27 protein-coding genes are annotated in these 25,574 nt (G+C 63.4%); 6 read left to right on the forward strand and 21 right to left on the reverse strand.

Annotated elements, in window-relative coordinates; translation table 11 throughout:
- Positions 1 to 72 precede the first annotated feature (72 nt).
- The 17 genes from P1T08_00210 to mraZ all read right to left on the reverse strand — a co-directional run bounded on the left by P1T08_00210 (position 73) and on the right by mraZ (position 16,172).
- On the reverse strand, positions 73 to 321 hold the full coding sequence (locus P1T08_00210) for a YggT family protein (protein ID MDF1594503.1): 249 nt from the start codon (positions 319 to 321) through the stop codon (positions 73 to 75).
- Between the two features lie 7 nt (positions 322 to 328).
- A complete protein-coding gene (gene sepF / locus P1T08_00215) occupies positions 329 to 862 on the reverse strand; it encodes a cell division protein SepF (protein ID MDF1594504.1) in 534 nt (177 codons plus the stop codon).
- Between the two features lie 15 nt (positions 863 to 877).
- On the reverse strand, positions 878 to 1,543 hold the full coding sequence (locus P1T08_00220) for a YggS family pyridoxal phosphate-dependent enzyme (protein MDF1594505.1): 666 nt from the start codon (positions 1,541 to 1,543) through the stop codon (positions 878 to 880).
- The gene (locus P1T08_00225; GenBank protein ID MDF1594506.1) at positions 1,531 to 2,154 is read right to left on the reverse strand and encodes a polyphenol oxidase family protein; all 624 of its coding nucleotides are present in this window, start codon (positions 2,152 to 2,154) and stop codon (positions 1,531 to 1,533) included. Before P1T08_00225 ends, P1T08_00220 begins: the two co-directional genes overlap by 13 nt.
- On the reverse strand, positions 2,151 to 3,203 hold the full coding sequence (gene ftsZ / locus P1T08_00230) for a cell division protein FtsZ (protein ID MDF1594507.1): 1,053 nt from the start codon (positions 3,201 to 3,203) through the stop codon (positions 2,151 to 2,153). The genes P1T08_00225 and ftsZ overlap by 4 nt, the downstream gene beginning before the upstream one ends.
- 117 nt (positions 3,204 to 3,320) lie before the next feature.
- Positions 3,321 to 4,055: an FtsQ-type POTRA domain-containing protein gene (locus P1T08_00235; protein MDF1594508.1), complete on the reverse strand. Its 735-nt coding sequence runs from the start codon at positions 4,053 to 4,055 to the stop codon at positions 3,321 to 3,323.
- A complete protein-coding gene (gene murB / locus P1T08_00240) occupies positions 4,052 to 4,984 on the reverse strand; it encodes a UDP-N-acetylmuramate dehydrogenase (GenBank protein MDF1594509.1) in 933 nt (310 codons plus the stop codon). Before murB ends, P1T08_00235 begins: the two co-directional genes overlap by 4 nt.
- On the reverse strand, positions 4,984 to 6,354 hold the full coding sequence (gene murC, locus P1T08_00245; protein MDF1594510.1) for a UDP-N-acetylmuramate--L-alanine ligase: 1,371 nt from the start codon (positions 6,352 to 6,354) through the stop codon (positions 4,984 to 4,986). The genes murB and murC overlap by 1 nt, the downstream gene beginning before the upstream one ends.
- Positions 6,347 to 7,426 (reverse strand): UDP-N-acetylglucosamine--N-acetylmuramyl-(pentapeptide) pyrophosphoryl-undecaprenol N-acetylglucosamine transferase, encoded by a 1,080-nt coding sequence (locus P1T08_00250; GenBank protein ID MDF1594511.1) that lies wholly within the window; start codon positions 7,424 to 7,426, stop codon positions 6,347 to 6,349. The genes murC and P1T08_00250 overlap by 8 nt, the downstream gene beginning before the upstream one ends.
- Positions 7,423 to 8,598 carry a putative lipid II flippase FtsW gene (gene ftsW, locus P1T08_00255; protein ID MDF1594512.1) on the reverse strand — a complete coding sequence of 392 codons (1,176 nt, stop codon included), beginning with the start codon at positions 8,596 to 8,598 and terminating at the stop codon, positions 7,423 to 7,425. Before ftsW ends, P1T08_00250 begins: the two co-directional genes overlap by 4 nt.
- Positions 8,595 to 9,884: a UDP-N-acetylmuramoyl-L-alanine--D-glutamate ligase gene (gene murD / locus P1T08_00260; GenBank protein ID MDF1594513.1), complete on the reverse strand. Its 1,290-nt coding sequence runs from the start codon at positions 9,882 to 9,884 to the stop codon at positions 8,595 to 8,597. Before murD ends, ftsW begins: the two co-directional genes overlap by 4 nt.
- On the reverse strand, positions 9,884 to 10,966 hold the full coding sequence (mraY, locus tag P1T08_00265; GenBank protein MDF1594514.1) for a phospho-N-acetylmuramoyl-pentapeptide-transferase: 1,083 nt from the start codon (positions 10,964 to 10,966) through the stop codon (positions 9,884 to 9,886). The genes murD and mraY overlap by 1 nt, the downstream gene beginning before the upstream one ends.
- A complete protein-coding gene (locus P1T08_00270; protein MDF1594515.1) occupies positions 10,966 to 12,420 on the reverse strand; it encodes a UDP-N-acetylmuramoyl-L-alanyl-D-glutamate--2,6-diaminopimelate ligase in 1,455 nt (484 codons plus the stop codon). The genes mraY and P1T08_00270 overlap by 1 nt, the downstream gene beginning before the upstream one ends.
- A complete protein-coding gene (locus tag P1T08_00275; GenBank protein MDF1594516.1) occupies positions 12,413 to 14,152 on the reverse strand; it encodes a penicillin-binding protein 2 in 1,740 nt (579 codons plus the stop codon). Before P1T08_00275 ends, P1T08_00270 begins: the two co-directional genes overlap by 8 nt.
- A gap of 82 nt (positions 14,153 to 14,234) precedes the next feature.
- Entirely contained in the window at positions 14,235 to 14,642 is a 408-nt protein-coding gene (locus tag P1T08_00280; protein MDF1594517.1) for a hypothetical protein, read from the reverse strand.
- On the reverse strand, positions 14,639 to 15,565 hold the full coding sequence (gene rsmH / locus P1T08_00285; GenBank protein ID MDF1594518.1) for a 16S rRNA (cytosine(1402)-N(4))-methyltransferase RsmH: 927 nt from the start codon (positions 15,563 to 15,565) through the stop codon (positions 14,639 to 14,641). The genes P1T08_00280 and rsmH overlap by 4 nt, the downstream gene beginning before the upstream one ends.
- A 103-nt stretch (positions 15,566 to 15,668) precedes the next feature.
- Positions 15,669 to 16,172: a division/cell wall cluster transcriptional repressor MraZ gene (gene mraZ, locus P1T08_00290; GenBank protein ID MDF1594519.1), complete on the reverse strand. Its 504-nt coding sequence runs from the start codon at positions 16,170 to 16,172 to the stop codon at positions 15,669 to 15,671.
- Between the two features lie 157 nt (positions 16,173 to 16,329).
- On the opposite strand from mraZ, the gene P1T08_00295 reads away from it, so the two are divergent.
- Positions 16,330 to 16,851 carry a universal stress protein gene (locus P1T08_00295; protein ID MDF1594520.1) on the forward strand — a complete coding sequence of 174 codons (522 nt, stop codon included), beginning with the start codon at positions 16,330 to 16,332 and terminating at the stop codon, positions 16,849 to 16,851.
- Positions 16,852 to 17,016: 165 nt separating this feature from the next.
- A complete protein-coding gene (locus P1T08_00300; protein MDF1594521.1) occupies positions 17,017 to 18,258 on the forward strand; it encodes a hypothetical protein in 1,242 nt (413 codons plus the stop codon).
- 25 nt (positions 18,259 to 18,283) lie between these two features.
- Here P1T08_00300 and P1T08_00305 read toward each other — a convergent pair whose 3' ends face one another.
- Entirely contained in the window at positions 18,284 to 18,784 is a 501-nt protein-coding gene (locus tag P1T08_00305; protein ID MDF1594522.1) for an HNH endonuclease, read from the reverse strand.
- Positions 18,785 to 18,912: 128 nt separating this feature from the next.
- Between P1T08_00305 and P1T08_00310 the strand changes: the two genes are divergently transcribed.
- A complete protein-coding gene (locus P1T08_00310; GenBank protein ID MDF1594523.1) occupies positions 18,913 to 19,449 on the forward strand; it encodes a recombinase family protein in 537 nt (178 codons plus the stop codon).
- 33 nt (positions 19,450 to 19,482) lie between these two features.
- Here P1T08_00310 and P1T08_00315 read toward each other — a convergent pair whose 3' ends face one another.
- Together P1T08_00315 and P1T08_00320 are read right to left on the reverse strand one after the other, a co-directional pair.
- Positions 19,483 to 20,121: a hypothetical protein gene (locus tag P1T08_00315; GenBank protein ID MDF1594524.1), complete on the reverse strand. Its 639-nt coding sequence runs from the start codon at positions 20,119 to 20,121 to the stop codon at positions 19,483 to 19,485.
- Positions 20,100 to 20,369, reverse strand: coding sequence for a hypothetical protein (locus P1T08_00320; GenBank protein ID MDF1594525.1), 270 nt, complete (start codon positions 20,367 to 20,369; stop codon positions 20,100 to 20,102). Before P1T08_00320 ends, P1T08_00315 begins: the two co-directional genes overlap by 22 nt.
- 93 nt (positions 20,370 to 20,462) lie before the next feature.
- Here P1T08_00320 and P1T08_00325 point away from each other — a divergent pair, with 93 nt between their 5' ends.
- Genes P1T08_00325 through P1T08_00335 form a run of 3 tightly spaced genes read left to right on the forward strand, consistent with a single transcriptional unit; the run spans position 20,463 to position 24,966 of the window.
- Complete coding sequence (locus P1T08_00325; GenBank protein MDF1594526.1) at positions 20,463 to 21,428, forward strand: MoxR family ATPase; 966 nt, start codon at positions 20,463 to 20,465, stop codon at positions 21,426 to 21,428.
- The gene (locus P1T08_00330) at positions 21,428 to 22,612 is read left to right on the forward strand and encodes a DUF58 domain-containing protein (protein MDF1594527.1); all 1,185 of its coding nucleotides are present in this window, start codon (positions 21,428 to 21,430) and stop codon (positions 22,610 to 22,612) included. Before P1T08_00325 ends, P1T08_00330 begins: the two co-directional genes overlap by 1 nt.
- Positions 22,588 to 24,966, forward strand: coding sequence for a DUF3488 and transglutaminase-like domain-containing protein (locus P1T08_00335; GenBank protein MDF1594528.1), 2,379 nt, complete (start codon positions 22,588 to 22,590; stop codon positions 24,964 to 24,966). The genes P1T08_00330 and P1T08_00335 overlap by 25 nt, the downstream gene beginning before the upstream one ends.
- 51 nt (positions 24,967 to 25,017) lie before the next feature.
- Here P1T08_00335 and P1T08_00340 read toward each other — a convergent pair whose 3' ends face one another.
- Entirely contained in the window at positions 25,018 to 25,512 is a 495-nt protein-coding gene (locus tag P1T08_00340; protein ID MDF1594529.1) for a MerR family transcriptional regulator, read from the reverse strand.
- Between the last annotated feature and the right edge of the window lie 62 nt (positions 25,513 to 25,574).

Below are 25,574 nucleotides of genomic sequence, written 5' to 3' on the forward strand. Positions count from 1 at the left end.
CTCCGGATCCTCGTGACGGTCGGGATGGGGTGAGCTTAGTCCGAACTGACGGCGGAGAATGACCTCATCCGCCTATAAGAGGTTGCGGAGCAGGCTCAGTGCAAACAGAACAACCAGGGGAGAGAGATCGAGCGCAGCCGCCCCCATGCGCACCGGAGGGATAAGCCGCCGCAACGGGATCAGCACGGGGTCGGTGAGGGAGGCCAGAATCGATCTGATCCTCGCCACTGCATGGTCGGATGGAACCTCGAAGAAGCTGAGAATGATCCGCCCGAAGAGAACGAGTATGTACAGATCGATGAGAGCGCGTACGAAACTCACGGGGCGATCACGTCTGTTCGTCTCCGAGCCCGTACAAGCCGAGATCGGCGAGGCGGCGTTTTTCTTCCCGCCCAAGAGAAACTCTGGGCGGCAAGACGAGAATCACGCCTTCGTCGATCTTCCGCATCGATCCGTCGAGCGCGTAGGTGAGTCCCGTGCAGAAATCGACGAGACGGCGCACCATCTCCGGCTCTGTGTTTCGCATGTTCAGGACAACCGGAACCCTGTCACGGATGCGATCGGCAAGGAGTTTGGCATCGTCGAAATGTCCCGGCTCGATGATGTCGGTTTGCGCCTCGATGGTCGGTACGGGTCGTACTCCCCCGGTCGATCGGGCGGTCGTTGGTGGATGTGAACGCCTCGTAATCGGCGGTGGTTCGACGCGACGTCCTGCCACGCGTTCCTGGCGCCCCTGCGGTTCGACGGTTCTCACCGCATTCCGATTTCGTACCGGCGCGGCGACCGGTTCAGGCTCCTGATCGACTCGATCTTCATCGACGAGTCCCAGATACATCAGTGCCTTCTGCCACAGCGAAGCCATGTGCTCCTCGTTGTCCTAGCGAATTCTCGGCCCAAAGATAGCCCGTCCGACGCGGACGAGCGTCGCTCCCTCCTCAACGGCCACTTCGAAGTCGTCGGTCATCCCCATCGACAACTCCCGGACCTGCGGGTAGACGACCTGCAGGCGGCGGCCCAGGCCGGCCAGCTTCTGGAAGTACGGACGGGCGGCTTCGGGTTGCTCCACGCGCGGAGGCACGGTCATGATGCCTCGCACATCGACGCCGAGTTCGATGAGCTCGCCGATGACGCCGGACGCTTGATCCGGGGCTACTCCCGCCTTCTGTGGTTCTTCACCGATGTTGACTTCGAGGAGAACCGGCGGCGGTGAGCCCGGACCCTTGAGCCACGCCTCACCCAGCGACAGCCGGTCCATCGAGTGGAGAAGCACGACGGCCGGCCGAACCAGACGTACCTTGTTCCGCTGAAGCGGCCCCACGAAATGCCAGCGCACATCCGCCGGCAGCGCGGCTGCCTTCAGGGTGAGTTCCTGCGCCCGGTTCTCACCGAAGTCGCGGTGACCTGCCTGGTAGGCCTCCATGAGTACCTCGGGAGGAAAAGTCTTGCCAACTGCGACAAGCACGACGTCCTCCGGCTGACGGCCGGACCGCAGAGCGGCGGCAGCCACCCGCTCGATCGTCTCGGTGAGCTTCAACAGATCCATGCGATAGTTGCCATTCTTGCCGGTGTGGAGTCGGCGCGATGGGAATGAAGGCCGGTCGAGCATCTAGTGCACATGCCGGCCTCCCAAACCTCGAGATCCTCGAGTTGGGTACGCACCGCGCCGGGAAGGTCCACGCTCCTCGTTCCCCAGGTCGTCTCGGCGCCGTGGCTCGGGAAGTACCGCTCAACGTCGGAGCCGACCTCGTAGCAGCAGGGGCCGATTCCGGGGCCGACGGCTGCTCGCACCGGCGGGAATCCCACCGCGCTCATCGCCCCGGCCAGCGCAGGAATGACGCCCGCCACGATGCCACGCCAGCCTGCATGGGCTACGCCCACCGCGCCATCTGCTACGAGAGCCACCCCGAAACAGTCGGCAGTGAAGACCGCCACTGGAAAACCGATCTGAGAGGTGAACAGCGCATCCCCGCCACCCTGGTCGCCGGGGGTCGTCGCACGGGCCACGTGCGAACCGTGAACCTGGTGAACGAAGGCCCAGTCGCGGCCGATGCCGAGCCGGTCGGAGACCATCTCCCGGTCGGCGGGGTTGCCGCGCGGGTCGCCGTCGGCGGCCGTCGTGAAGGCGACACCCGGATACCCGGGTGAGACGATCATCCCTGGACGAAACTCGGAATGTCGAGGTCTTCGTCCCGGTGGTTGGAGGTACCGCCGGACATGGTGCCGGAGGCGAACCCTCGCGGGCGCCGCTGGTCGAATCCGGCTGCAATCACCGTGACGCGAATCTCCTCACCGAGTGAATCGTCGACCACTGCGCCGAAGATGATGTCGGCATCGGCGTCACAGTGTTCGGCGACCGCAGTGGCGGCCGCATTCACCTCGTATAGCGACATGCTGTTCGGACCCGCCACCGAGAGCAGCACACCGCGGGCGCCGTCCATCGACGTCTCGAGCAGCGGGCTGGCGATCGCCCGATTGGCGGCCTGCGTGGCCCTATCCTCTCCGGAGCCGCGGCCGATGCCCATCACTGCCGTCCCGGCGTCCTGCATAACCGTCTTGACATCGGCGAAATCGACATTGATCAAGCCGGGAGTCGTGATGAGATCAGTTATCCCCGCTACGCCGTTGGTGAGTACCTCATCGGCCATGCGGAACGCCTCGATGATCGGCGTCTTCTCCTCGGCGATCTCGAGCAGACGATTGTTCGGGATCACAATCAGTGTGTCGACCGCTTCGCGCAGATCCTGAATCCCCTGCTCGGCCTGCAGCGAGCGGCGCCGGCCTTCAAAGCCGAACGGACGGGTCACCACTCCAACGGTCAAGGCCCCGAGGTTGCGGGCTACCTCCGCAACTACGGGAGCGCCTCCGGTACCCGTTCCTCCACCCTCGCCGGCTGTAACGAACACCATGTCGGCGCCCTTGAGCACCTCCTCCAGCTCCTCTCGATGCTCCTCCGAGGCGGCGCGGCCTACCTCGGGATTCGCTCCCGCGCCGAGCCCGCGCGTGATATCACGTCCGAGGTCGAGTTTGATGTCGGCATCCGACATGAGGAGCGCCTGGGCGTCGGTGTTCATCGCAATGAACTCCACGCCCCTGACCCCCGAAGCGATCATGCGGTTGACGGCGTTGACACCGCCGCCACCGACACCGACGACTTTGATCACGGCTAGATAGTGTTGCGGCGTGGAAAAGTTCTTGTTGGCCATAGCGCGTAGCTCCAAGCAGGAGGGGTTCAGGTTGAACTTTACCTTGAATTGTGAGGGGAATCCATACTAGTTTCCTAACCCTCTACATCATCTTGAGGGTTGGGGGGGGGTGGTTGGCTAGGGCGTCACCGCGGGACGGGTAGGGGCGATCAGGTTGATGGATGATCCGGCGGGGACCTCGTCGGCCAGGACGGCGATCAGGGCCGCCGCCTTGGCCGGCATGTCGACCGGGCGTCCAAGCCGGACCTCATGGCCGTCAACCATCCCCCACACCTCCCCCACCTCTTCACGCAACTCGAAGCCCGGAAGCGAACCGTCGAGGGTCGCGAAGAATTGCAGGCCGCCCAGGACGAGAGGGTCGGAGTGGATCTCTCCCGGTTCCAGGCGCCTGGTAGCGAACTGCAGAACCGGGGCGCCTTCTGCGAGCGTGGATACATACTCGAGCACGACACCCTCAACATCGAGAGCGGCAAAGGAACCCGACGTCCAGAGCCAGGCAACGGCATCGCGCTGGTCGATGGCGATCTCAACGCGATCTGGGAAAAACCGCTGAACCGACGCCGACCGAACCCACGGCAGGGCCTCGAGTTCTGCCTCGACCTCCTCCGTCCGCACCAGGACCAGCGGAGTGCCTTCCTCGAGTCCGGCGGTCGAGATCGCTTCTCGCACGTCCGGACGGTTGCTTCCGGTCAAGACGATCTCATGCACGGACAGCCAGGGTGACTGCAGGACCCAGATGAGTGCTGCCACGAGGCTGACCCCGGCCAGCAGGGCGATGGCCCGACGGACCCCTCTCCTCGCCCCGCTCTCTATGACTGTTCTCCGGCGTTCGGCAATCCGAGGATCGATCATCCGTCTTCGGCTCCAGACCCGCCGGGGATCTCACCGAAGTCGCCGACGAACCGGATCTCCGGAACGAGATCGACGCCGGCCCGGCGACGGACGAGGTCTTGGACGGACAGCACCAGATCATGTACTTCTCGAGCCGTTGCCTTCTGCTCGGCCACTATGAAGTTCGCGTGCTTCTCCGATACCGAAACGGCTCCGATCGAGTATCCCTTGAGGCCACACTGATCGATGATGCGGCCTGCCGCATCGCCGGGGGGATTCTTGAAAACGCTTCCTGCGTTGAGCGTGCCGCCCGGTTGGTACTGGCGCCGCCATCTACTCACCTCACGCATCGTCTCCTCTGCGGTATCCGGATCGACGGGATCGGTCCGGTAGGTGGCTGCAACGACGATATCGGTATCAGCCAGGTTCGAGTGCCGGTACGAGAGCTCGAGGGCGGCCGGTGACAGTTCCGCCCGCGATCCGTCGCAGAGATCGAATACTTCGGCCACTTTGAGAACCTCTGCCGTCTCAGAGCCGTGACACCCGGCATTCATGCGTACCGCACCGCCGACGGACCCCGGTATCCCGACATAGAACTCGAGACCACCCTGGCCGGCTTTCCCCGCACTTCTCGCCAGTTGCGGAAGAGGAGTCGCCCCGCCTGCAGACACCAAACCCGGTTGCCACCGCACCCAGGCGAATCCGGCGGTCAGGCGCACGACGACCCCGTCGAAGCCACCATCCGCGATCAAAACATTGCTGCCTCTCCCGAGGACGAGGACCGGGAGTGGCGTTTCCTCGAGCCCGGCTGCCAGCGATTCCAGGTCGGCTCCGTCGTCCACATCCACCAGGAGGCGCGCCGGCCCGCCGAGCTTGTACGTCGTCAGGGGCCCGAGTGGCACATGGGTCCTCAGCCGACCCCGGTCGGCCAGATCTCTCCATGCGTTCATCAGCCGTTGCCCTGCGAGAGCAGTTCGGCCAGCTCATCCGGAAGCAGCGTGATGTCACCGGCGCCCATTGTCAGGACGAGGTCACCGGGGCCGACCAAACCGACCAGGAACCCGGCTAGATCCACCCGATGTGCAACGTAGTGAACTTCGGCGTCGGTGAGAGTCCTGGCGGCGTCTGCCACGAGCGCTCCGGTCACGCCGGGTCTTGGTACCTCACGGGCACCGAACACGTCGGTGACCACGATGTGATCGCACCCGGACATCGCCAACCCGAACTCACGCTGAAATGTTTCGGTCCTGCTGTAGAGGTGCGGCTGAAAGACGGCCAGTACCCGGTCCCACCCACCCTTGAGCGCCGTACGGACGGTTGCTGCCACCTCGGTCGGATGATGGGCATAATCGTCGATGATGGTGACTCCCCCGATCGTCGCCCGCACCTCGTAGCGCCGTCTGATACCGGCGAACTCGCTGAGCGCGCGCGCCGCCTCGCTCGCATCAAATCCGAGTTCGGAAGTGAGAGCAATTGCGCCGGCAGCATTTCGAGCGGTGTGCAAACCAGGTCGCGACACGGCAACCGTTTCATCGAAACCGGGTCCCGACAGCCGGAACGCCACCGACATCGCGTTCTCCTCAACGCCGGTGATCCGCCAGGTCGACTCCGCAGCTGTGCCGTAAGTGGGTCTGCCGGTGCGGTCGGCAAGCCGTCTGCCTCCCGCGTCGTCGATACCGACGATCACCGGCCCATCGACCCGCCGCACGACCCCGGCAAAGGCGTCTTCCATCTCGAAGACGGATCCGAAGTGACTGAGGTGCTCCGGTTCGACATTGGTGACGACGAGGCCGCGCAGGTGGAGTGACTCGAATGTACGGAACGCTTCGTCGGCTTCGATCACAAACGGATGCGACCTTCCGAGGTGGGCATTTGTGCGGAGATCAACGAGCTCACCGCCAACGAGGAAAGAAGGATCCGTATCAATCGAACGCAGCATCGCGATCAACATCGCCGTCGTGGTTGTCTTCCCATGTGTACCCGTTGCCCCGATGGCGGGCATGGAACTGGTCAGTGCCTCCAGCAGCCGAGGGCGGCGCCACACGGCGATACCGCTCTCGCCCGCCGCCACGTACTCCGGGTCGTGATCGGGGACAGCCGATGAAGCCACCACGAGTTGGGTATCTGCCAGCTCGGCAGGCCGGCTGCCGGTCCACGTACGAACCCCGACACTATCCAGATTGTCGAGGGTTGGTCCGGCTTTGAGGTCTGATCCGGAGACATCGTGTCCGAGTTGAGCAAGTAGTTTGGCGAGTGCGCTCATCCCCGCCCCGGCTACGCCGATGATGTGAATCCGCTTTGGAGTATCTAGATCAACCATGTGCCCGCCTGAGTTCATCAGCGATTGTGGCAGCTGCGGCCGGCCTGGCGATGTCACGCGCCGCACTCGACATTCCCCGCCGCCCGGCCGGATCCCCGGCCAGCTGCGCGATGGCTTCAGCCAGACGCTCGACATGATCCTCATCTATGGCAATCGCTGCACCTGCTTGCTCCAGTGCGGCAGCATTGGCGTCCTGGTGGCCTCCGGATCCGAAACCTCCCGGGATCAAGATGGCCGGAGTGCCCGTTGCCGTGATCTCAGCCACCATTCCCCCTGCGCGCGCCACCACCAGATCTGCAGCTGCGAAGAAGAACTGCATCTCGGGCTCGAAGTCCAGCACTACCCACGGTGAGTGCGAAGCGGCGGCTGCCGCCCGGACCTCTTCGACATGATCCCGACCGGCTATATGCACCAGCTGAATCGGCGGACCATCCCAGGTGACGACGGCCTCGATCACTGCCCGGTTCACGGCTCGCGCTCCGAGACTGCCCCCGACGATACCGACCGTCACCCTGCCGGGTTCGAGCCCGTAGCGTTCGAAGGAGGCATGTCTCAGGTCGGCGCGATTGAAGGCGGCTAGATCAGCCCGGATTGGATTGCCAACATGTTCCGCTCGAATCGCGCCCTCAGTTTGTTCGAATGACGTGAACGTTGTGACCGCCATCCGACCCATCATCCGGTTGGCGAGCCCTGCGTGAGCGTTCTGCTCGTGCAGATACAGAGGAATCTGCCTGCGCCTGGCGGCCAAGCCGACCGGAACAGACGTATAGCTCCCCATGCCGAGGACCACTCGCACCCGGCGGCTATCGAACTCTGCGGCGGCTCTCCGGCTCGCCCGAACGACAACGGCCGGAAGTGCCAGGTTCTTTGGGCTGAGACTGCGGCGAAGCCCTTGTACCTCGAGTTGCAGGTACGGGAATCCTGCTTCCGGAAACACTTTGACGGCCAGGCGGTCACCGCCTACGTAGAGGATGTCCGAACGCGGCACGCCGTCCGCAACGAGCTGTTCTCCAACCGCCAGCCCGGGGAATACATGACCACCCGTCCCCGCCGCCGCGATCGCAAAGGTCATCTGGCGCCGCTTCGCCGGTTGGAGACGCCGCTTCTTGCCACGCTGATGAGAACACCGGCCGCACCCATCGCCATCACCAGGGCCGTCCCTCCGAAGGAGATGAATGGAAGCGGCATCCCGGTGATCGGCAGCGCCTGAACAACGCCTCCGATATTCACAACAGCCTGTGCGGTGATCCAGACCGTGATACCAACCGCCAGGAGCCGGCCGAATCGGTCCGGAGCTCGAAAGGCGATGATCAACCCGAGGACGGCAACGAGGGTGAAGAGTGCGATGATGACGAGGCCGCCGGCAAATCCGATTTCCTCTCCGATGATGGCGAAGATGAAGTCTGTGTGGGCGTTGGGGACCCATCCCCATCGGGTGCGGCTGGCGCCCAGGCCGACCCCGAAGGATCCGCCCGTCCCAAGGGCTCCGAGGCCCTGCAGCACCTGATAACCCTTTCCGAGTTCGTCGGCGTACGGGTCCAGGAAGGCTGTCACCCGGGCGACCCGGTAGTCGGCGGCGTACGCGAGAATCGAAGCACCGACGGCTCCGCCCAGCCCGGTTGCGATCACATACCGCAGCGGTGAAGACGACACTGCCAGGACGCCGAACGAGGCCGCCGCCACGATGAGCGTTGTCCCGAGGTCGGGCTCCAACATGATCAGCAAGCACGTCGTTCCAACGATGGTGATGACCGGGATCACGAAGTGCCAGAGGTCGTGGAGCACACGCTCCTTCTTCGCCATCACGGCGGCCAGCGCCACGATTGTGGCGAACTTGGCAAACTCCGAAGGTTGGAATTCGGTGAAGCCGAGATCGATCCAGCGCTGGCTGCCGTTGTCACGGTCGCCGACCAATAGGACGGCGAGGAGCCCGGCGATCGAGAGTACGAATATCGGTGCCGCCGCCTTCCGGTACCAGGCGTATGGAACCCGGGCGGCCACAATCATCGCCACTGCACCGACACCCATCGCCACCAATTGCCTGGTGAAGAACGCCCATCCGTTGCCTTCGAGCTCGAGGCCGACGACGGATGAAGCGCTACGCATGGCGCCGAGTCCGATCACAAGCAGCAGACCAACCGCCAGGCTGCACAGAACGGCAAGCCGGGTGTTGACTTCGGCGGTCACCGCGTAGCGGCGGGCGGCCGAGCGAGCTCCGGCAATGGATGTGACCTTCGTGGTCATTCCCCCTCCTCGAGGTTGAGAACTGCTTGTCTAAACACGTCACCGCGCTGCCCGTATGAATCAAACATGTCGAAGCTGGCGCACCCGGGGGCGAGGAGCACCGTGTCTCCTGATTCGGCCATGGTTCTGGCAACGGCAACCGCCTCGACCATCGAACCGGCCGCTCTCGAAGGAATGTGTTCGGTTGCCGCGAGAAGCTCCGGTCCTGCTTCACCGATGGCAACCACAGCCCGCACGTGGGGGTGACGGACGATCGGCTCGAGGTCGAGGCCCTTGTTTCGACCACCTGCTATCAGCACGACCGACGGATATGCGGCCACCGCGGCCAGCGCTGAATGCGGGTTCGTGGCTTTTGAGTCGTTGACCCAGGTGACCCCGCGCCATGTACCGATGGCGGTACGGCGGTGAGTGGTGGGTTCAAACGACTGGATGGTCTCGATTACTGCATTCGGGGCGGCTCCGGCCGCCAGGGCGGCACTTCCTGCTGCGGCCAGGTCGAGGAGAAAGGCGGGGTCGTGAACCGGCAGGCTATCCAGAGGCAAGTCGATGCCACTGAGAACGAAACGCTTGCCGTCGACCCCCCACCCTGCGCCGGTGCGCTGTCTCCCGCTGACGGGAACAGGCGTTGTGGCCGCCCTCGCGGCAACGGCAGCAGCCTCTGTGTCATCTGCGTCGAAGATGAGCGGCACATCGGGCCCGGCATTCCGGACGAGGTTTGCTTTGGCGTCCCGGTATGCCGCAAAGGTCTGGTGCCAGTCGAGGTGATCAGGAGCGATGTTAAGCAGGACGGCCACACCCGGTGCGAACTGTTCGATGAAACGAAGCTGAAAACTCGATGCCTCGACCACTATGACATCCGGGGAACTGCCGACGATGTCCGTCAGAGCGGTTCCGATGTTGCCGGCGGCAACAGCCTGGAGCCCGGAGAACTCGAGCATGTCGGCGATCAGGCTCGTAACGGTTGTCTTGCCGTTGGTTCCCGTGACCGCCACGATCGGGGCAGTCAAATGCCGGGCGGCAAATTCGAGTTCTCCCCAGACCGGCAGGCCGGCCTGCAGCGCGCCCACAATCGGCGCAGCATGCTCCGGAATTCCGGGACTGGTAACGACGACGTCGACATTTTCCAGCCACTCCGGCCGCCAGTCGCCGTGGAATCTTTCGATATCCACCAGATCCTCGATCGCCTCTCGATTGCCGTCGTAGACGGCGAGCACGTGACCCAGGCGGGTGGCCAGGCGGATTGCCCCTCGACCAGACACACCTCCGCCGAGAACGAGGAGTCGCATCAGATAACCCCGCGTACCGCATCGACGCCGCCGTTGGTGATGAAATCTCCGTAGAAGGCACCCAGCGCCAGTGCGACGCCGAGTGCCGCCAGGATCCAGAAACGAACGATGATGGTTGTCTCCGGCCAGCCGACCAGCTCGAAGTGGTGATGGATCGGTGTCATCCGGAACAGGCGGCGACCGAAGCCCCGGAAGCTGATGATTTGGATGATCACCGTAACGGTCTCCATCACATAGAGACCACCGAGCAGGAGCAATAACAGGTCGGTATTCGAGATCAGGGCGAGGGCGGCGAGGGCTCCGCCGATGGATTGCGAACCAACGTCCCCCATGAATATCTTGGCCGGTGCGGTGTTCCACCAAAGGAAGCCGAGGAGGGCTCCGAACAGGGAAGCCGCGAAAATGGCGAGCTCGAGAGCGCTCAACTCGGTGGCGAGAAAGCGACCGTAGAACGAGTCGTTGCGAAATATCCAGAACAGGATGATTGTGTAGGCGCCGAACACCAGCGCCCCGGAGCCGGCCACCAGGCCGTCGAGACCATCCGTGATGTTCACTGCGTTGGCCGTGGCGGTCAGCATCAGCAAGACCCAGATGAAATAGGCGATGCCGAGATTGATGCCGAGCGATCTTGTGAAACCCACCTCGGTAGCGACTCCTGCTTCGACGGCCCACCAGGCGAATCCGCCGGCGATTGCCAGTTGCCCACCGAACTTGGCCGCCTTTCCGATGCCGAGGTTCCGCTCCCGGGTGTACTTGCGATAGTCATCGATGAAACCGATCAACCCCATACCCACGAAGGCAAAGACCATCAGTAGTCCTCCGGCCTTGAACCCCCGGACGTTTAGACCCAGCCCACCCTCCTGACTCCAGAACGACACGTGCGAAAAGACGTAGGCGATGAGGACGGCCCCAACGATCACCACACCGCCCATCGTCGGAGTACCGCGTTTGTGGGAATGGCCCTCGACCTCTTCCTGAATGAACTGCCCGATACTCCGTTTCCGCAGGAATCGAATCGCGTACGGAGTGCCCAATATCGACACTCCGAAGGCGACCGCAGCAGCGCTCAACAGGGCGAGCATTAGGCGTTCTCCAAATCTGCGAGCTCCTCGGAGACGACCTTTCGATCGTCGAATTCAATGACTCGACCCGCGACTTCCTGCCCCAGCTCGTGGCCCTTGCCAAGCACCAGCACCGTGTCCCCCGGCTCGGCCATCGCCAGAGCACGGTGGATCGCCAGTCGGCGATCGGGCTCGACGATCAACTCGACCGCGTCGGCTTCGACACCAGCGCGCACCGCCTCGATGATCACTCCCGGTGACTCGGACCTCGGATTGTCGGAGGTCAGGATGAATCGGTCGGCAGCCGAGGCGGCTCTCCCCATTGCCGGGCGCTTGGATCTGTCCCGATCGCCTCCGGCGCCCAGCACCACGGTTACTCCGCCGGAACTCACCGCCCGAGCAGCCTCAATGACCGTCTCGACGCCGTCCGGAGTGTGTGCGTAGTCGACGGCCACGGTGAACCCTCTGGCGGTAGGCACGATCTCATAACGTCCCGGGATCTGACCCACCGACTCGAGGCCGGCGACGATCGTGTCCACACCGATGCCGAGCTCGAGTGCACAAGCCGCGGCTATCAGCGCATTGGACACGTTGAAGGCACCGGCCAGGGGCAAGGACACAATCGCAGTTCCGAGTGGCGTCACCAATCGGAAACGAGTCCCGGTCGCCGCTAGTTCCAACTCGGATGCCCTGACCTCCCGCCCGACCGCCAGCACGGGCACATCGACCGCTCCGGCCAGCGATTCGCCGCGCGCGTCATCCACATTGATGACGGCTCGCTCCGTCCGGCCTCTGTCGAACAACCCGGCCTTCGCCGCGAAATAGGACTCCATGTCACCGTGGAAGTCGAGGTGGTCCTGAGAGAGGTTCGTGAAAGCCGCCACCGCGAACGACACTGCGTCGACCCGGCCCAGCGCCATGGCATGTGATGAGACCTCGGCGGCCACGACGTCAACGCCCGCATCGACCATGTCGGCTAGAAGCCGCTGGAAGTCCGACGCTTCGGGAGTGGTCCTGGGCAGCGGTACGGAACGCCCACCGATCGACGCACCCGTCGTCCCGATGCGTCCCGCGGTCAAGCCGCCTGCGGTAACGATGGACTCGAGCAGATACGTCACGGTGGTCTTGCCGTTGGTGCCGGTGATGCCCACGACCCGCAGCCGTGACGACGGCCGGCCGTGCACTTCTGCGGCCAGCCTGCCGAGAACCGCTCTCGAATTCTCGACGAGGATCTGCGGAACAGGACATGCATCAGCCAAATCCTCTACACACACCGCAGAGGCGCCTCTTCCCACCGCCTGGTCGACGAAGCGGTGTCCGTCGGTGGTGAATCCGCGCACGGCGACGAACAGCGCACCGGGTGCTGCATCCCTACTGTCGTGCACGACGTCCGTGATCGTGGTGTCGGAATGACCGACCAGAGCGCCTTCGACGAGCTCGGTGAGCCGGACCACACTCACTCCGGCGTCACTCATCGGACGGCACTCCCAGCTGATGCAGTGCATGCTCCATGACTTCTGCGAAGGCAGGAGCTGCCGCATCTCCACCGTAGTGGCCGTTCACAGGCGAGTCGATGACGACCGCCACCACCAGCCGCGGGTCGTCGATCGGAGCCATGCCGATGAAGCTGGCTATCCAGGCGGTCTCCGAATACGAGCCCCCTTCCCACTTCCGGCTCGTTCCCGTCTTCCCGCCGACCTCATAGCCGGCCACCCTGGCATTACCACCGGTGCCGTTGTCGGCCTCGACGACAGATTGGAGCAACAGCCGCATGACCCGGGCGGTGTCCTCAGAAACAATGCGGTGCTCATCCAGCTCGACGGCCTGACGAACCCCGTCACCATCGACGATGCTACTGACGAGATGCGGCTGAACCCATACCCCATCGTTTGCGATCGTCGCAAACACGGACGCCATCTGGAGCGGGGTCACCGAGACGCTGTAGCCGATCGCCGCCGAGGCGGTACAGGGGCCACAGGTGATGTCGACTTCGGCGACACCTACCGCCTCCCCGGAGAAGTCAACGCCCGTCCGGGTACCGAACCCCCAGCGCTCGAGATAATCGCGGTGGGCAACATCCCCGAGCTCACGCTGAATCAGGATCGTTCCAGTGTTCGATGACTGGGTGAAGATCTCTTTGACGGTCAGATCGAGATCCGGATGGACGTAGGCATCGTGGTAACAGCCGAACACGTCTTGACCCTTGCTGCAAGCTCCCTCGACGACCTCGAGTTGATAAGGCACACCCCGGAACAGGGTGCTCCACTCGACGACGCCCTCTTCGATGGCCGAGGCAACCGTCACGAGTTTCTGTGTTGATCCGGGCTCATAAGTCATGCGAACGGCCGCGTTCTGGAGGAGCGAAGGATCAGCCGAACGAACATCGTTCGGGTCGAAACTCGGATAGTTCACCATGGCGAGAACCTCACCGGTCGTAGGATCCAGGACCACGATCGTGCATCGCATGGCGTCCGTACGGGCGACGGTTTCCTGGCACGCCTGGGAGGCGGCGAACTGAATGTCGAGATCGATGGTCGAGACGAGGTCGGACCCGGGAACGGCCGGCACGACGTCGCTGGTAGCAAAGGGAATCGGAGTCCCCCCGATGGCGCGCTCCCACTCCGCATAGCCGGGAGTACCCGACAGGGCACTCTCGTAGTAGTACTCCAAACCCTCTAGACCTTCATTGTCCCATCCGACGAACCCGACAATAGAGGCGGTGAACTGGCCGGCCGGGTACACGCGCTTCGGTTCGTTGACGAAATACAGACCGGGAAGCTCCAACTCCTTGAGCCGATTGGCATCGACCGGTTCCAGCTGACGGAGCAGGGTCACCCAACCCGTTTCCTTTGATTCGAGGCGGGTCTTGAGTTCGTCTCTGTCGCCTCCCACGGCCGCCGCCACCAGGGATGCCGCAACCGTGACGTCGTCGATCTCCGCCAGATTGGCAGAAACCGTCACTCCGTCGATTGTGACCGCCAGTAGTTGTCCCTGGCGATCGAAGATCGTTCCACGTGCTGCAGCTAGATCCTGCCTGATCGTCCGCTGGGCGCGACTCCGCTCTTCATAGACGGTTCCGTTGACGACCTGAATCTGGAAGAGACGAACTCCCAGGCCGCTCCAGGCGATCAGCAGAACTACCCCGACCGCGACGAGCCGGAGGTCGGCGCGAACGAATCGCCTGCGGGCGCGTGTGCGCCCGCTCACGCCTATTCCTCCGGCCGAACCCGGCGGGCGACCTCAAACGGGTCACCAACAAGGTATCGGCACCCAGCGCCAGGTCCGACCGTCATGGTGATGCACTCAATATCGATTTGATCTCGGTCCACCGGTCATCATCTCGGCCTGCGACGACGACGCCGGGAGCCATCACGGTGCGAATGTCGGCCGGATCCGGATACACCAAGCCCAATTCCTCTGCCATCGGCTGAATCCGTTCTGGTGAACGCAGCCTGGCGACTTCGAGCCGGAGCTGGTCGAACCGGCCCTGCTCGGCCACAATCCCCTGCCGAAGCTCTTCGAGCTCGAAGGCCGAGCGGTCGAGAGCAGTGTTGGCAATGATCAGGCCGAAGAACACGGCAACCGCCAGGGTCGCCATCAACATCCACCCCCATGCTTTCGGACGGGCGAACCGCTTCCCCTGGATGATCCGAAGCCGGGCCGCTTGGGAAGTAACCCTGACAGGACGAGCGGTCATGCTGCCACCTTTTCTGCAGCTCGTACCCTGGCGCTGCGCGCCCGCGGGTTGATCGCGACTTCTTCCTCCGTCGGACGCAGCGGCTTGCGGGTGAGAAGCCGCAGCGTCGGGGTTCTCTCACATCGACACTCCGGGATTTCCGGCGGACAAACGCATCCCTGGGCACGCTCGCCGAATGTGCGCTTCACGATGCGGTCCTCGAGTGAGTGGTACGACATGACCACACAGCGACCGCCGGGGGCCAGTCGGTCGAGTGCGGCTGTCAGCGCCGTCTCGATCTCGGTGAGTTCGTCATTGGCTGCGATCCGAATCGCCTGGAAGGAGCGCCGGGCGGGATGCCCACCCGTGCGTCTCGTGGCCGCCGGGATGGCGTTGCGGACGATTTCTGCCAGTTGCGCGGTATCGGCGACGGGCCGGGCGGCGACGATGGCAGCTGCGATCCGGGCGGCGAACCGCTCCTCGCCGTACATCTGGATGATCCTGCGGAGATCCTCCCGAGACCATTCGTTGACGATCTCCGCGGCAGAGGCCGGGCTGTCCGGTCCCATTCGCATGTCGAGCGGACCAGCCTCCCGGTAGGAGAAACCTCTCACCGGCGTGTCCAGTTGATGACCGGAGACACCGAGGTCGAACAACACGCCGTCGACGGTTTCGATCGAGAGCTCATCGAGCAACACCGCGATCTCAGAAAATGCGCGCTGGTACACCCGCGCTCCGGCGGGCACAGGACGGGAGGTCGCAGCTTCATCACGATCGATTCCGATGATCTCGAGATCGGGATATGCGGCAAGCAGAGCGCGAGTATGGCCGCCACCACCGTAGGTGGCATCTACCAACAGCCCGCCGTCGATTTGCTCGAACAACTCCACGATCTCCCTCGTCATGACCGGTTGGTGGTACGTCCGTTTCGGGTCTTGATCCATGGCCAGCCCCCCGGGCGCTGGCACCAAAGGAAGCGGGCGGAGAAAGGGGCCTTCCGTTGGTAACCGGGGGGCTGGCGATGGACCAGACGGTCCGGCCGGCCGATCAAGCTCGTTGGTCGGGGAAGTCCTCCTCAATGTGGGCAAACATCTGATCGGCTTCTACCGAAACCTGGCGCCACCGCTCGGCATCCCAGATCTCGATCCGCTCGGCGACTCCGACAACGGCGAGATCCTTCTCGAGGGCGGCAAACGAACGAAAGTTCTGCGGAATGGTGATCCGGCCCTGAGCATCGAGACTCTGAGGCTCGGAACCGGTGAAGAACGACCTCTTGAAGGCTCGAGTACGGCTGTTGGTGTCGGGAAGTCGCTTCATGCGTTCCGCTTCTTCCTTCCAATCGCCCGTGGGCCAGATGAAGACACACTCGTCCTGACCCTTGGTGAGGACACAGCCGTCCTTTTCAAGCGCCTTGCGGAAGCGGGCGGGCAACACGACCCGGCCCTTTCCGTCCATTGTGTGCTGATACTCACCGACGAACACTCCACACTCGCCCTCGTAGTCACCGGCCTGGTTCTCCTGTTCGACCCACTTTGCCCCATTCCCCCCCACTTGTCAACCCTTTCGTGCCACTTTCTCACCAAATGCCCCCAAATGTGCCCTGGACACCCCACAAGGAGCCCGACCCGTCTGGCAGGCGCGGCGGGGATCAGCCCCAGGAACGGCGTTCTGCCGGTATGGTGGCGCCGACCGACAAAGGGAGCATTCGATGAAAGTTCTGATCGCCACCGACGGCACCCTCGATCCGATCGCGGCGGCGGAGGCGTCGGCGCGCCTCGCCGGCCAGGATGGCGAAGTCACCGTCTTTACAGTCGTTGAAATACCCAGGAGACTGCTGACCGATCTCCGCGAGGTCTATGGGGAGTCATCGACCCCGCCGCCGATCTTCGACCTGTCGATCGAGACGGCCGGTCACCCAACCCCCCGCCCCCACCTCAGCTCGGACTGGCCCGGCGACGACACCTTCATCCGCCGCTACGTCGATGACCAGAAGACCAGCCGGACGGAGCCTCTCGTGGCTGCGCTGGCCGACCGCGGTATCACTACACACCCGATCGCCGTTGAGAGCGAGGACCCGGTGGCTGAGATACTGAAGATGTCGGCCGACGGCAACTACGACGTCATCTGCGTTGGTTCCCGCGGTCAGGGTCGATTCGACGGGTTCCTGGGCTCGACTTCGACAAAGATCATCCGCAGAGCTCCGCGGGCGGTTTTGACCATCCGTTCCTGACTCGCAACACGACGCCACACTATGGCCGTCGTTTTATCCGAATAACTCTCTTGTAACTACACGTTTGTAGTTCAAAGAGTTTGGCGAGAAAACCCTCAATAGAGGTCAGAATGCTCCCGAAGTCTGAGTTAAGTACAAATGCTCAGCAAAAGGGAGACGCGACGCATGGTGCGGAAAGTTATGCTCTTGGCAGCAGTATTGCTGCTCATAATGACCGGAGTAGCGTCCGCGCGTCCCGGCGCAGTCAATCTGGCCGGTTTGCAGGATTCCGCCGCGGAAGACGAAGCCGGCACTGCCCTACCGGTCGAATCGCTGCTACTGGGGGAACGCTATTCCAACGGCCTCTTCGATCTGGAGGTTCAGGATGCGTTCGCCGTCGACTCACCTCTCTACCCCGGATACGACGAGGTTCGCCTCTCCGTGGCGTTCCGGCACAACACAGATGTATCGTGGCTGCCGTCCGCCTACGCGTTCACAGGCGAGTACGGATACCCGGTCCTCCAACTCGTGGACGGCGCCGGTGAGGTGCACGATATTCCGACCAACGTGTTGCCACTTCGGGTCGATGTTGTCGACGAGGAGTCAGACACCACGACGACGGTGCAGTTGGGCGAGTTCAGCTACCAGGTAGGCGGTTATGCATTGACGATGCAACCGCGCGGAGTCCCCGCTCGCTGGACGGTCGGCTTCCGTGTGCCTTCGGTGTCCGACTTCGACCTCATCGTCCAAGCGTCGTTCGGCGGACTGGTCGTAGCCGAGTGGGATCTCGAATCCAATGCAGTCCGGCCGACCGGCTGGGATCGACCGGAAGGATTCGACTTTGCCGAGCTCGGCGATGCCATCGTCTGGGGTGACTCACTTCTCGTCGAACCGAAAGCCGTTGCGACGGCCGTTTGCGCCGATCCCCGGTTCGGACATGTGACCGTCGATGCTTCGGTGCTGCTCGGTGTCTCCAGCATCGTCAACGAAGACACCCTCTGGCCCGCAGTCGAGTATCCAGAAATGGTGGCGATCGCCATCTGGGACGACGGCACCTCGGCCAGGTACTCGGACGGGTCGGCTGCGTTCTACGACGACGACAGCGACGACATGCTCTTTGACCGTTTCGTTCTTCCGTACGGCGAGCACGTTGTGATTCCCCCGCAAACGGACCACGATCGGTTCATGGAGTTCCTGGCACCGCGGGACTCACGGTTCTCCGATGTGACCGGGAACCCGGTCGCGCTCGTCCTCTACCCACCGGATGGCCCGGCGGTGTGGGTCGACCTCGTCACCGACCCGTCGGGAAGCATCAACGAGTTCGATTGCGCAGTTCCGAGCTTCCACCTGTTCTCGGTGGATAGGCAGGGCACCGCCCCCGAGCCTCCCCCGCCAACACTCGATCCGGACACGATCTTCGACGCATAGCCGGGGCTGGTCCGAGCGGTCGACCTCAGGCCGATACACCCAAGAACTGCAGCCAGTGCGGGTCCACCGAAGGGCCCGCACTTGCGTAGACCCATCCGAACCGCCACGGCGGTTTCGGCGACCGGGAGAGGTTGAGCCCGATCTCGTGAGGCAACCGATCCGCCTTGCGCAGATTGCAGCGCCGGCAACTTGCCACCACGTTCTCCCATTCATGCGCACCTCCCCGCGAGCGAGGCAACACATGGTCGATGCTCTCAGCAGGGGCGTCGCAGTACTGACACAGGTGCCCGTCGCGAGCGAGTATCGCTCGCCTGGTCGGTGGAACTCGCCGGTGATGCGGAACCTTCACGTACCGGATGAGCCGCACCACGGATGGGACCTCTATCGACCTCCGCTCCGAGCGCAGGCAATTCTCGCCGGACGCTACGACGGAGGCCTTGTTGTTCAAGACGAGCACAACGGCCCGCCGTGCACTGACAACAGAGACGGGTTCATAGGTACTGTTCAACACGAGTGCACTGGGCACCCGGACCTCCTGCAAAAGATGCATCAGAATACCAGCGAGGGAAGGCTGACCCGGAACCTCTTCTTTGAGTCCTTGACCTCACTGATTGTGAGAGCTTGACTACCGGTGAAACCCAGACCGGAGACCGCTTGAACGTTGTCGGATACATACGCGAGCCTTCGAACGCTGAATCGGGAGACACGATGTTTGCCCAGTCTGAGCGCGTTCGGCGATGGGTGGCGCGCAACGGGTACCACCTGGTGGCGCTCTTTCAGGACACCGCCGGCACCCGAAGGAACCTCGACGGTCTACGGGCGTTGATCGGCATCGCCTCGCGCGGGCAAGCTGATCTCGTGGTTCTTCCCGGCCTGGCCGCGCTGTCCCCGGACAAGGTCATCCAAGAACTGATGCTCCGGAAGCTTCGCTCCCACGGGCTGGCGGTGGCCTCAACGGAAGAACCGGATCACGCCGATCTCTCCGAACCGGCGGTCGATCCCGCCCGAATGCTGATCCGCGATGTATTGCAGCGCGCCGACGAGTTCAACGATCTCCTGACCTCGACCGAAGCTGCGCCGACCCTGAAGGTGGCCCGGCCCGTGCCCGTCCCCCGACCGGATCGTTCAGAGGCGGACGCCGACGTGCTCATCGAATTCGTAGAGATCATCAACGCGGCCAACGCCTCATAGATCGCAATCGGCAAGCTGCCACGTGCCCGTTGTCTAATCGGTGAGCGCAGCCCAGACTGCCCGGCCAAATGCGAACTCCCAGCCGACCGTCACAAAGGCTGCGCCGACTGCCAGGTCTCCGGCTCCCCTATCGAGCACGACGGTGATGATTTCCCGACTCCCCTCGGAGGCTCGATGGATTGCCACGACTGATGGCGCTACTCCCTCATCGTCAATGAGTTCGGAAACGGCCCCGACGATGGCATCGCGCAACGAACGCCTCGAAGTTTGCCCCACCGTCGAAACGGTGCGATCACGATCGTCGCGAGCAGTTACCTTGACACTCCGACGGTCCTCCTCAACGGCGAGCGCGACCAGGTGGCGAACCTGATTGGGCCGGTACTCCTGCCCGGCGTCAGGATCGGCCGGTGCGGCGCTGAGCCCATCCGACGGAGGTGCCGGGGCGACGACTGGTTCTGACTCTGTTCGCTCAGGCGCCAGTCGCGACTTGAGCCCGTGATTCGCCAGGATTTGTTGAACCGATTCCCCCACCCTGCGGCGATCTGCTCCCGGTTCGACCTGCAATCGAACCGATGGTGGGCCGTCCTCCACGATTTCCACATGTGCATCGGCGATGCCTTCTATCGCCACCAGTTCGTCGTGAAGGATTGTCACATCATCACCCGCCGCCATCGACGCCATCGTAGGTATGCAAGGAGGTCTTCGCCTTTCAGATGAGCATCGGTGTCGCCGTAGGCAGTTCCCATTCTCCATGACAGGTACTGCCGATCTGGAATCGGTAGAAATGGGAATTGCGCCCACCAGCGTCTCGGAGCGAGCGCGAACACGGAACGCGCCGCTTCCGGCCACAGACCGGGGTGGCGCATCAGCGCACGTATTGAGGAAAACAGTCGCCCCATCCCGCCGACAGTATATGGCATATCACCCGGCGCATCTCCCCTGTTTTCCAGGCTTTGATAACCTGTGTTGCCACAAGCTGGAGGAGAGGTCAACCCGTGACGACGATTGAGACAGTGGAACGGGAGCAGGTCGCCTGGTTCGCGCATCAGTTCGCCGAGATCGGTAGCAACATCGAGCGGGTCATCCAGGGCAAACGACCGGTGATCGACCTGGTGGTCACCTGTCTGATCGCCGAGGGGCACACCCTGATCGAGGATGTGCCGGGAGTCGGCAAGACCCTGCTGGCCAAATCCCTAGCCCGATCGATTGAGAGCGAGTTCCAGCGGATTCAATTCACGCCCGATCTCCTCCCCTCCGACATCACCGGGGTATCGGTGTGGAACCGCGGCTCGAGCGAGTTCGAGTTCAAGCCCGGCGCAATCTTCGCCAACATCGTCGTCGGTGACGAAATCAACCGGGCCAGCCCGAAGACCCAGGCTGCACTCCTCGAGGCGATGGAGGAGCGACAGGTGACGGTCGACGGCACCACCCGGCACCTCCCCCCACCATTCATGGTGGTCGCAACACAGAATCCGCTCGAGCACGAGGGGACCTACCCGCTTCCTGAAGCTCAACTCGATCGATTCATGATGCGCCTCACGATCGGGTATCCGAGCCGGGAAAAGGGCCTGGAAATGCTCGATGCCCACGGCATAATCTCGATGTTCGAGTCCATCACACCGGTGCTCAGCGCCGCCGACATCACCAAGATGATCGGCGTGGCGCGGCAGGTACACGTGGCGCCCGCCGTCAAGGGGTACATCATCGATGTGGTCGAGGCGACGAGACACCACGACGAAGTGCTCCTCGGAGCCTCCCCCCGCTCCGCGTTATTCCTTCAACGCGTCACTCGAGCCAAAGCGGCCAGTGAGGGGCGGGACTTCGTCAGTCCAGACGATGTCAAGGCCGTGGTCGAACCCGTCCTCGCCCACCGGATGGCTCTGCGGCCGGAGGCCCAAATGCGCGGGACGTCGATCCGAGAAGTGCTGACGACGGTTCTCCAAAAGCTCCCGGTCCCGGGAACCCGGACCAGCAGCTGATGTTGACGGATCGAGGCTGGGCCGCGCTTGGAGCGAGCCTGGCACTCGTCGTCTTGTGGATCGCGCTCGGTGAGATCGAACTCCTCGCCACCGGCCTGTTCCTGACCAGCGCAGCGGTGGCCGCCTGGCTGTTCACGCGGATGAGTGAACCATCGGTACGGGTCATCCGGCACCTGCGCCCGACGCTGGTCCGTGAGGGTGATCAGGCACTCGTGCGCACAGCAGTGACGAATACCGGACGCTGGTCGATCTTCAACCCGACCATCGAAGATGAGGTTCTGGAACTCGGATCTGCCCGCTTTGCGGCGGCCCGCATCAAACCCGGATCGACCGCCACCGGCACGTACCAGATCCTCTGCCGGCCCAGAGGGATCTATCAGGTCGGGCCTACCCGGATCACCCTCAGCGATCCCCTCCGATTCGCACAGCGGACGATTGAGACCGGCGAGGCCGACCGGCTCGTCGTCTACCCGACCATAGAGCCGCTCGATGATTTCCCAGTCGTACGGGGCCGCGACCCATCCATGCACGCGGTCCGACCCGAGTTCTCCCATCGCGGTGGCGAGGATTTCTTCACCCTGCGGGAATACCGCACCGGCGACGACCTCCGGCGGGTTCACTGGCCGAGTTCCGCCAAGCGCGACGAGCTCATGATTCGCCAACTCGAGACACCATGGCAGTCGCGGGCGCTGGTTGTGCTCGACGCACGAGAGGAGTGCTACGAGAGTCCTGCAGACTTCGAAAAGGCGGTTCGCGGCGCGGCATCGGTGGTTCGACATCTTTTCGCTTCCGGGTTCGACACCGATCTGTGGACGGGGACAACCCAGGCCTCGAGCCGGGACCCGGATCCGTTCCCCAGGGCGATGGAAGCGCTGGCCGCCGTCAAGCTTCAGCGCGGTCTTGATATCCGCACGGTGCTCGGCGCCCTCCGGCAGACAGGTGATGGTGGGGTCTTGATCTTTGTGGGAGGACGGCCGGACGCCGACTTCTACACGGCACAACAGATGCTGGCCAGAGATTACCCGGCCACGATTCTGCTATCCGTCAGTTCTGAACCATCCGCCAGCCTGATCGATTTCCAGCGCGCTGGTGTAGTCACCATCTCCGTTCCGGCCGACGGATCATGGTCGACTGCCTGGCTCGAGGCTACGAGGAATACATGGTCTACCGTCTCAGCGCGCTAGGGATCGCAGGCGCCGTAGTCCTCTGCTTGCTGAGGCTGCAACGCCTCCTCCGGCCGACCGAATCAGCAGCTTCATGGCAGATCATCCTGATCGCAGCAGTGATCCTCGGTGCCGTGATCACCTGGGTGGCCCGTTCATACCGGATTGGACGGCTCGGAACGATCGGCCTGAACGCAGGCGGCATGCTGCTCTCGGTCCTCCGCATCGGAGCCCCCGACACCCTCACCTTCGGCATCATCCCGACGAGCGCAACGATCAGCGAGCTGACTGAGGAGTTCTCGTTCGCGCTCCAGCTCCTGCGCTTCGGCAACGCTCCCGTGGTCCCCGTTGTGGGCTTGATCGTGATCCTGGCACTCGTGTTCTGGGCATTCGGCATGCTGGCCGTGTGGGGGCTCACGTCCGGGCACCCCTGGATCGGGGCGATTCCGCCGCTCATGTTCTACCTGCAGCTCTCCACGATCGACCGGGCTCCTTCGAGCCTCCCCTGGACACTCGCCTTCCTGGTGCTCATCGCCCTCACGATCGCCGGTGTGGCGGGCGAGGATCGGTTGAAGGGAGCAGGCCGGTTGCGGGGCGCAGACGGCCTGACCGTTCCACAGAGCGCCTGGGCCGTTCCCGTCGGGTTGCTCGTGGCGCTCGGAGCCGTCACGCTCTTCGGGACCGGCGCCGCGGCCGATCGGGTGCCCGAGAGTGGGGTACTGGAGTGGCGGAGTCGATCGGGCCTGGGCGATGGCATCTACGGAGGGGTTTCTTACAACCTCTACACGGGAATCGTCCAGGACTCATTGCTCTCCCTTTCGGACGAGCCGGTCTTCGTCGCCCGGGTCTCCGATTCAGGTGTGGACCGGCGCGATCGGTACTGGCGGCTCGTGACCCTCGACGCCTTCGACGGTGAGAACTGGTATCTGACCAATCGTGGAAGCCGGTCACCCGATAGCGGCGAAACATGGGAGGGCGATGGCTATGCGTTCCGCGGACCGACCGTCACCGTCGACCAGGTGATCCAGATTCGCTCGCTGAAGATGAACTACCTGCCCGCCATGTACGCCCCGAGTGGGCTCACGTCCGAAACTGCGATCGTCACACAAAGCCTCCGTGTTCGCAACGACGCCTCGATTCGCTTCGACGCGTTGACCTTCGAGGGACTCACCTATCGCGTCCGCTCAGAAGTACCGCAACCCGACCTCGACGTGCTGGCGACCACGGACGGACGGCTCTCCCCCATCTTCGACACGGCACGCTATGCGGGGGCTTTCTCCGGACAAGCTTCGACGCTGTCGGTCCAACCTGAACCCGAAGACCTCGAAGACTTCCTGGAACTCCCGACCGACCTCGACGTCCGGTTGCTGGCACTGGCCCGCGACGAGACTCTCGACGCAACGGGGGACTTCGAGAAGGCCCTATTCCTAGAGCAGTTCCTCCGCAACACCGGTCCGGGTGGCTTCACCTACTCCGTCGACATCGAACCGGGTCATTCTGCTGAGAATCTCGCCGACTGGTTGACCGATCCAGAGAGTCCCAGCTACCGCACGGGATACTGCGAGCAGTTCGCAACGTCGATGGGAGTGCTGGCCCGCGTCCTCGATATTCCCAGCCGGGTCGTTATTGGTTTCACACCGGGCGATGTGCAGGAGGACGGCCTGATCGTGGTCCGCCAGCGCAATGCGCACTCGTGGGTTGAGTTGTGGATGGAAGGGCAGGGTTGGGTTCGGTTCGATCCAACGCCGCGCGGGGCAGGAGACAATCCGTCGACGGTAGAGAGCCTGGTCCAGTTCGACCCGGCTCTCTACGTACCTGAGCCCGAGGCATTCACGGAGGACGTCGTCCTCGATGAGTTCGGCAATCCAATCCCGTTCGGGCCCGGCCGTGATGAACTCCTCGAGAACCCTGATGACATCCTCTCGCAGAACGCTCCGTTCGTCGGCTCGGGCGACGCTGCCCTTGCGGCAGGTGTCCCCTGGCCGCAGGTCATCCTGGCCGTCGCCGCATTCGTGCTCAGCCTGATTCCCGCTGCCAAATGGATCAGGAGGAAGCTGCGGCTTCGCAGACTTCGCACCGGCGACATCTCGGCGGCCTGGGATGAGATCGTCGACCGGTTGACCGATCTCCGGTACGACGTATCCGAGTGGAAGACCCCCGCCGAGATCGCCGCCACTACGGAGCCATCACTCACAGCTCTGGCGGCGGTCTACGGCGAGACGGTGTACGGACCCCCGCGCAAGCTGCGGAGACGGCAGATCGAAATTGGCACGGCGTCATTCGAGTCGACTGAGTCGGTGCTGCGCCACCGGCATTCGCGATGGCAGTTGACCCGGTCGTGGTTCACGCTGCAATCGCTGCGCAACAAACGCTGAGCATCCAGGGTCGGAGCTTTCAGGACATCCTGGTGTCTTCGATTGGTCCGGCTATTGCCCGGACGCCTCTGAGGCTACGTCCTCTTCGACCAGGCGAAGGATCTCGAGGAAGTGGTCCCGGTCGAGTTCGAAACGGCTGACATCCTCTTCGACCTCCCGCGTGATCAGGTCGATTGCCACGAAGAAGGCCATCTGTCCATCGCGCAACGCGTCGAGCAGTTCACCGTCATCCGAGGTGATCTTGAAGATCGACGTGCCGTCCGTGACGAGCTTGACCTCGGCCAGATGGGTTTCCATATCCGCATTGCGCCGCAGGTAGTCCCACGCACGCCGGACCCGTTGCACCGACATCCCGTTGTCGAGCAGACTCCGCACGACGCGCAACGCGACCAGGTCGCGGAACGAGTAGAGCCGTCGCACACCCGGCCGGCCGCCGGTCGCCTGGATTGAGGGCCGCACCAGATTGACGCGGTCCCAGTAGCGCAGTTGATGGGGCGTGCAGCCTGTCAGTTTCGAGGCCTGCTGCGCCGTATATCCCTCGTTCAATCCTCACTCCCCGAAAGCCCGTTGGCGGACGATGCCGCCGCGATTCAATCCTCAAACCGACG

The organism is Acidimicrobiia bacterium (genome assembly GCA_029210695.1).
Lineage (GTDB): Bacteria > Actinomycetota > Acidimicrobiia > Spongiisociales > JAHEDJ01 > JAHEDJ01.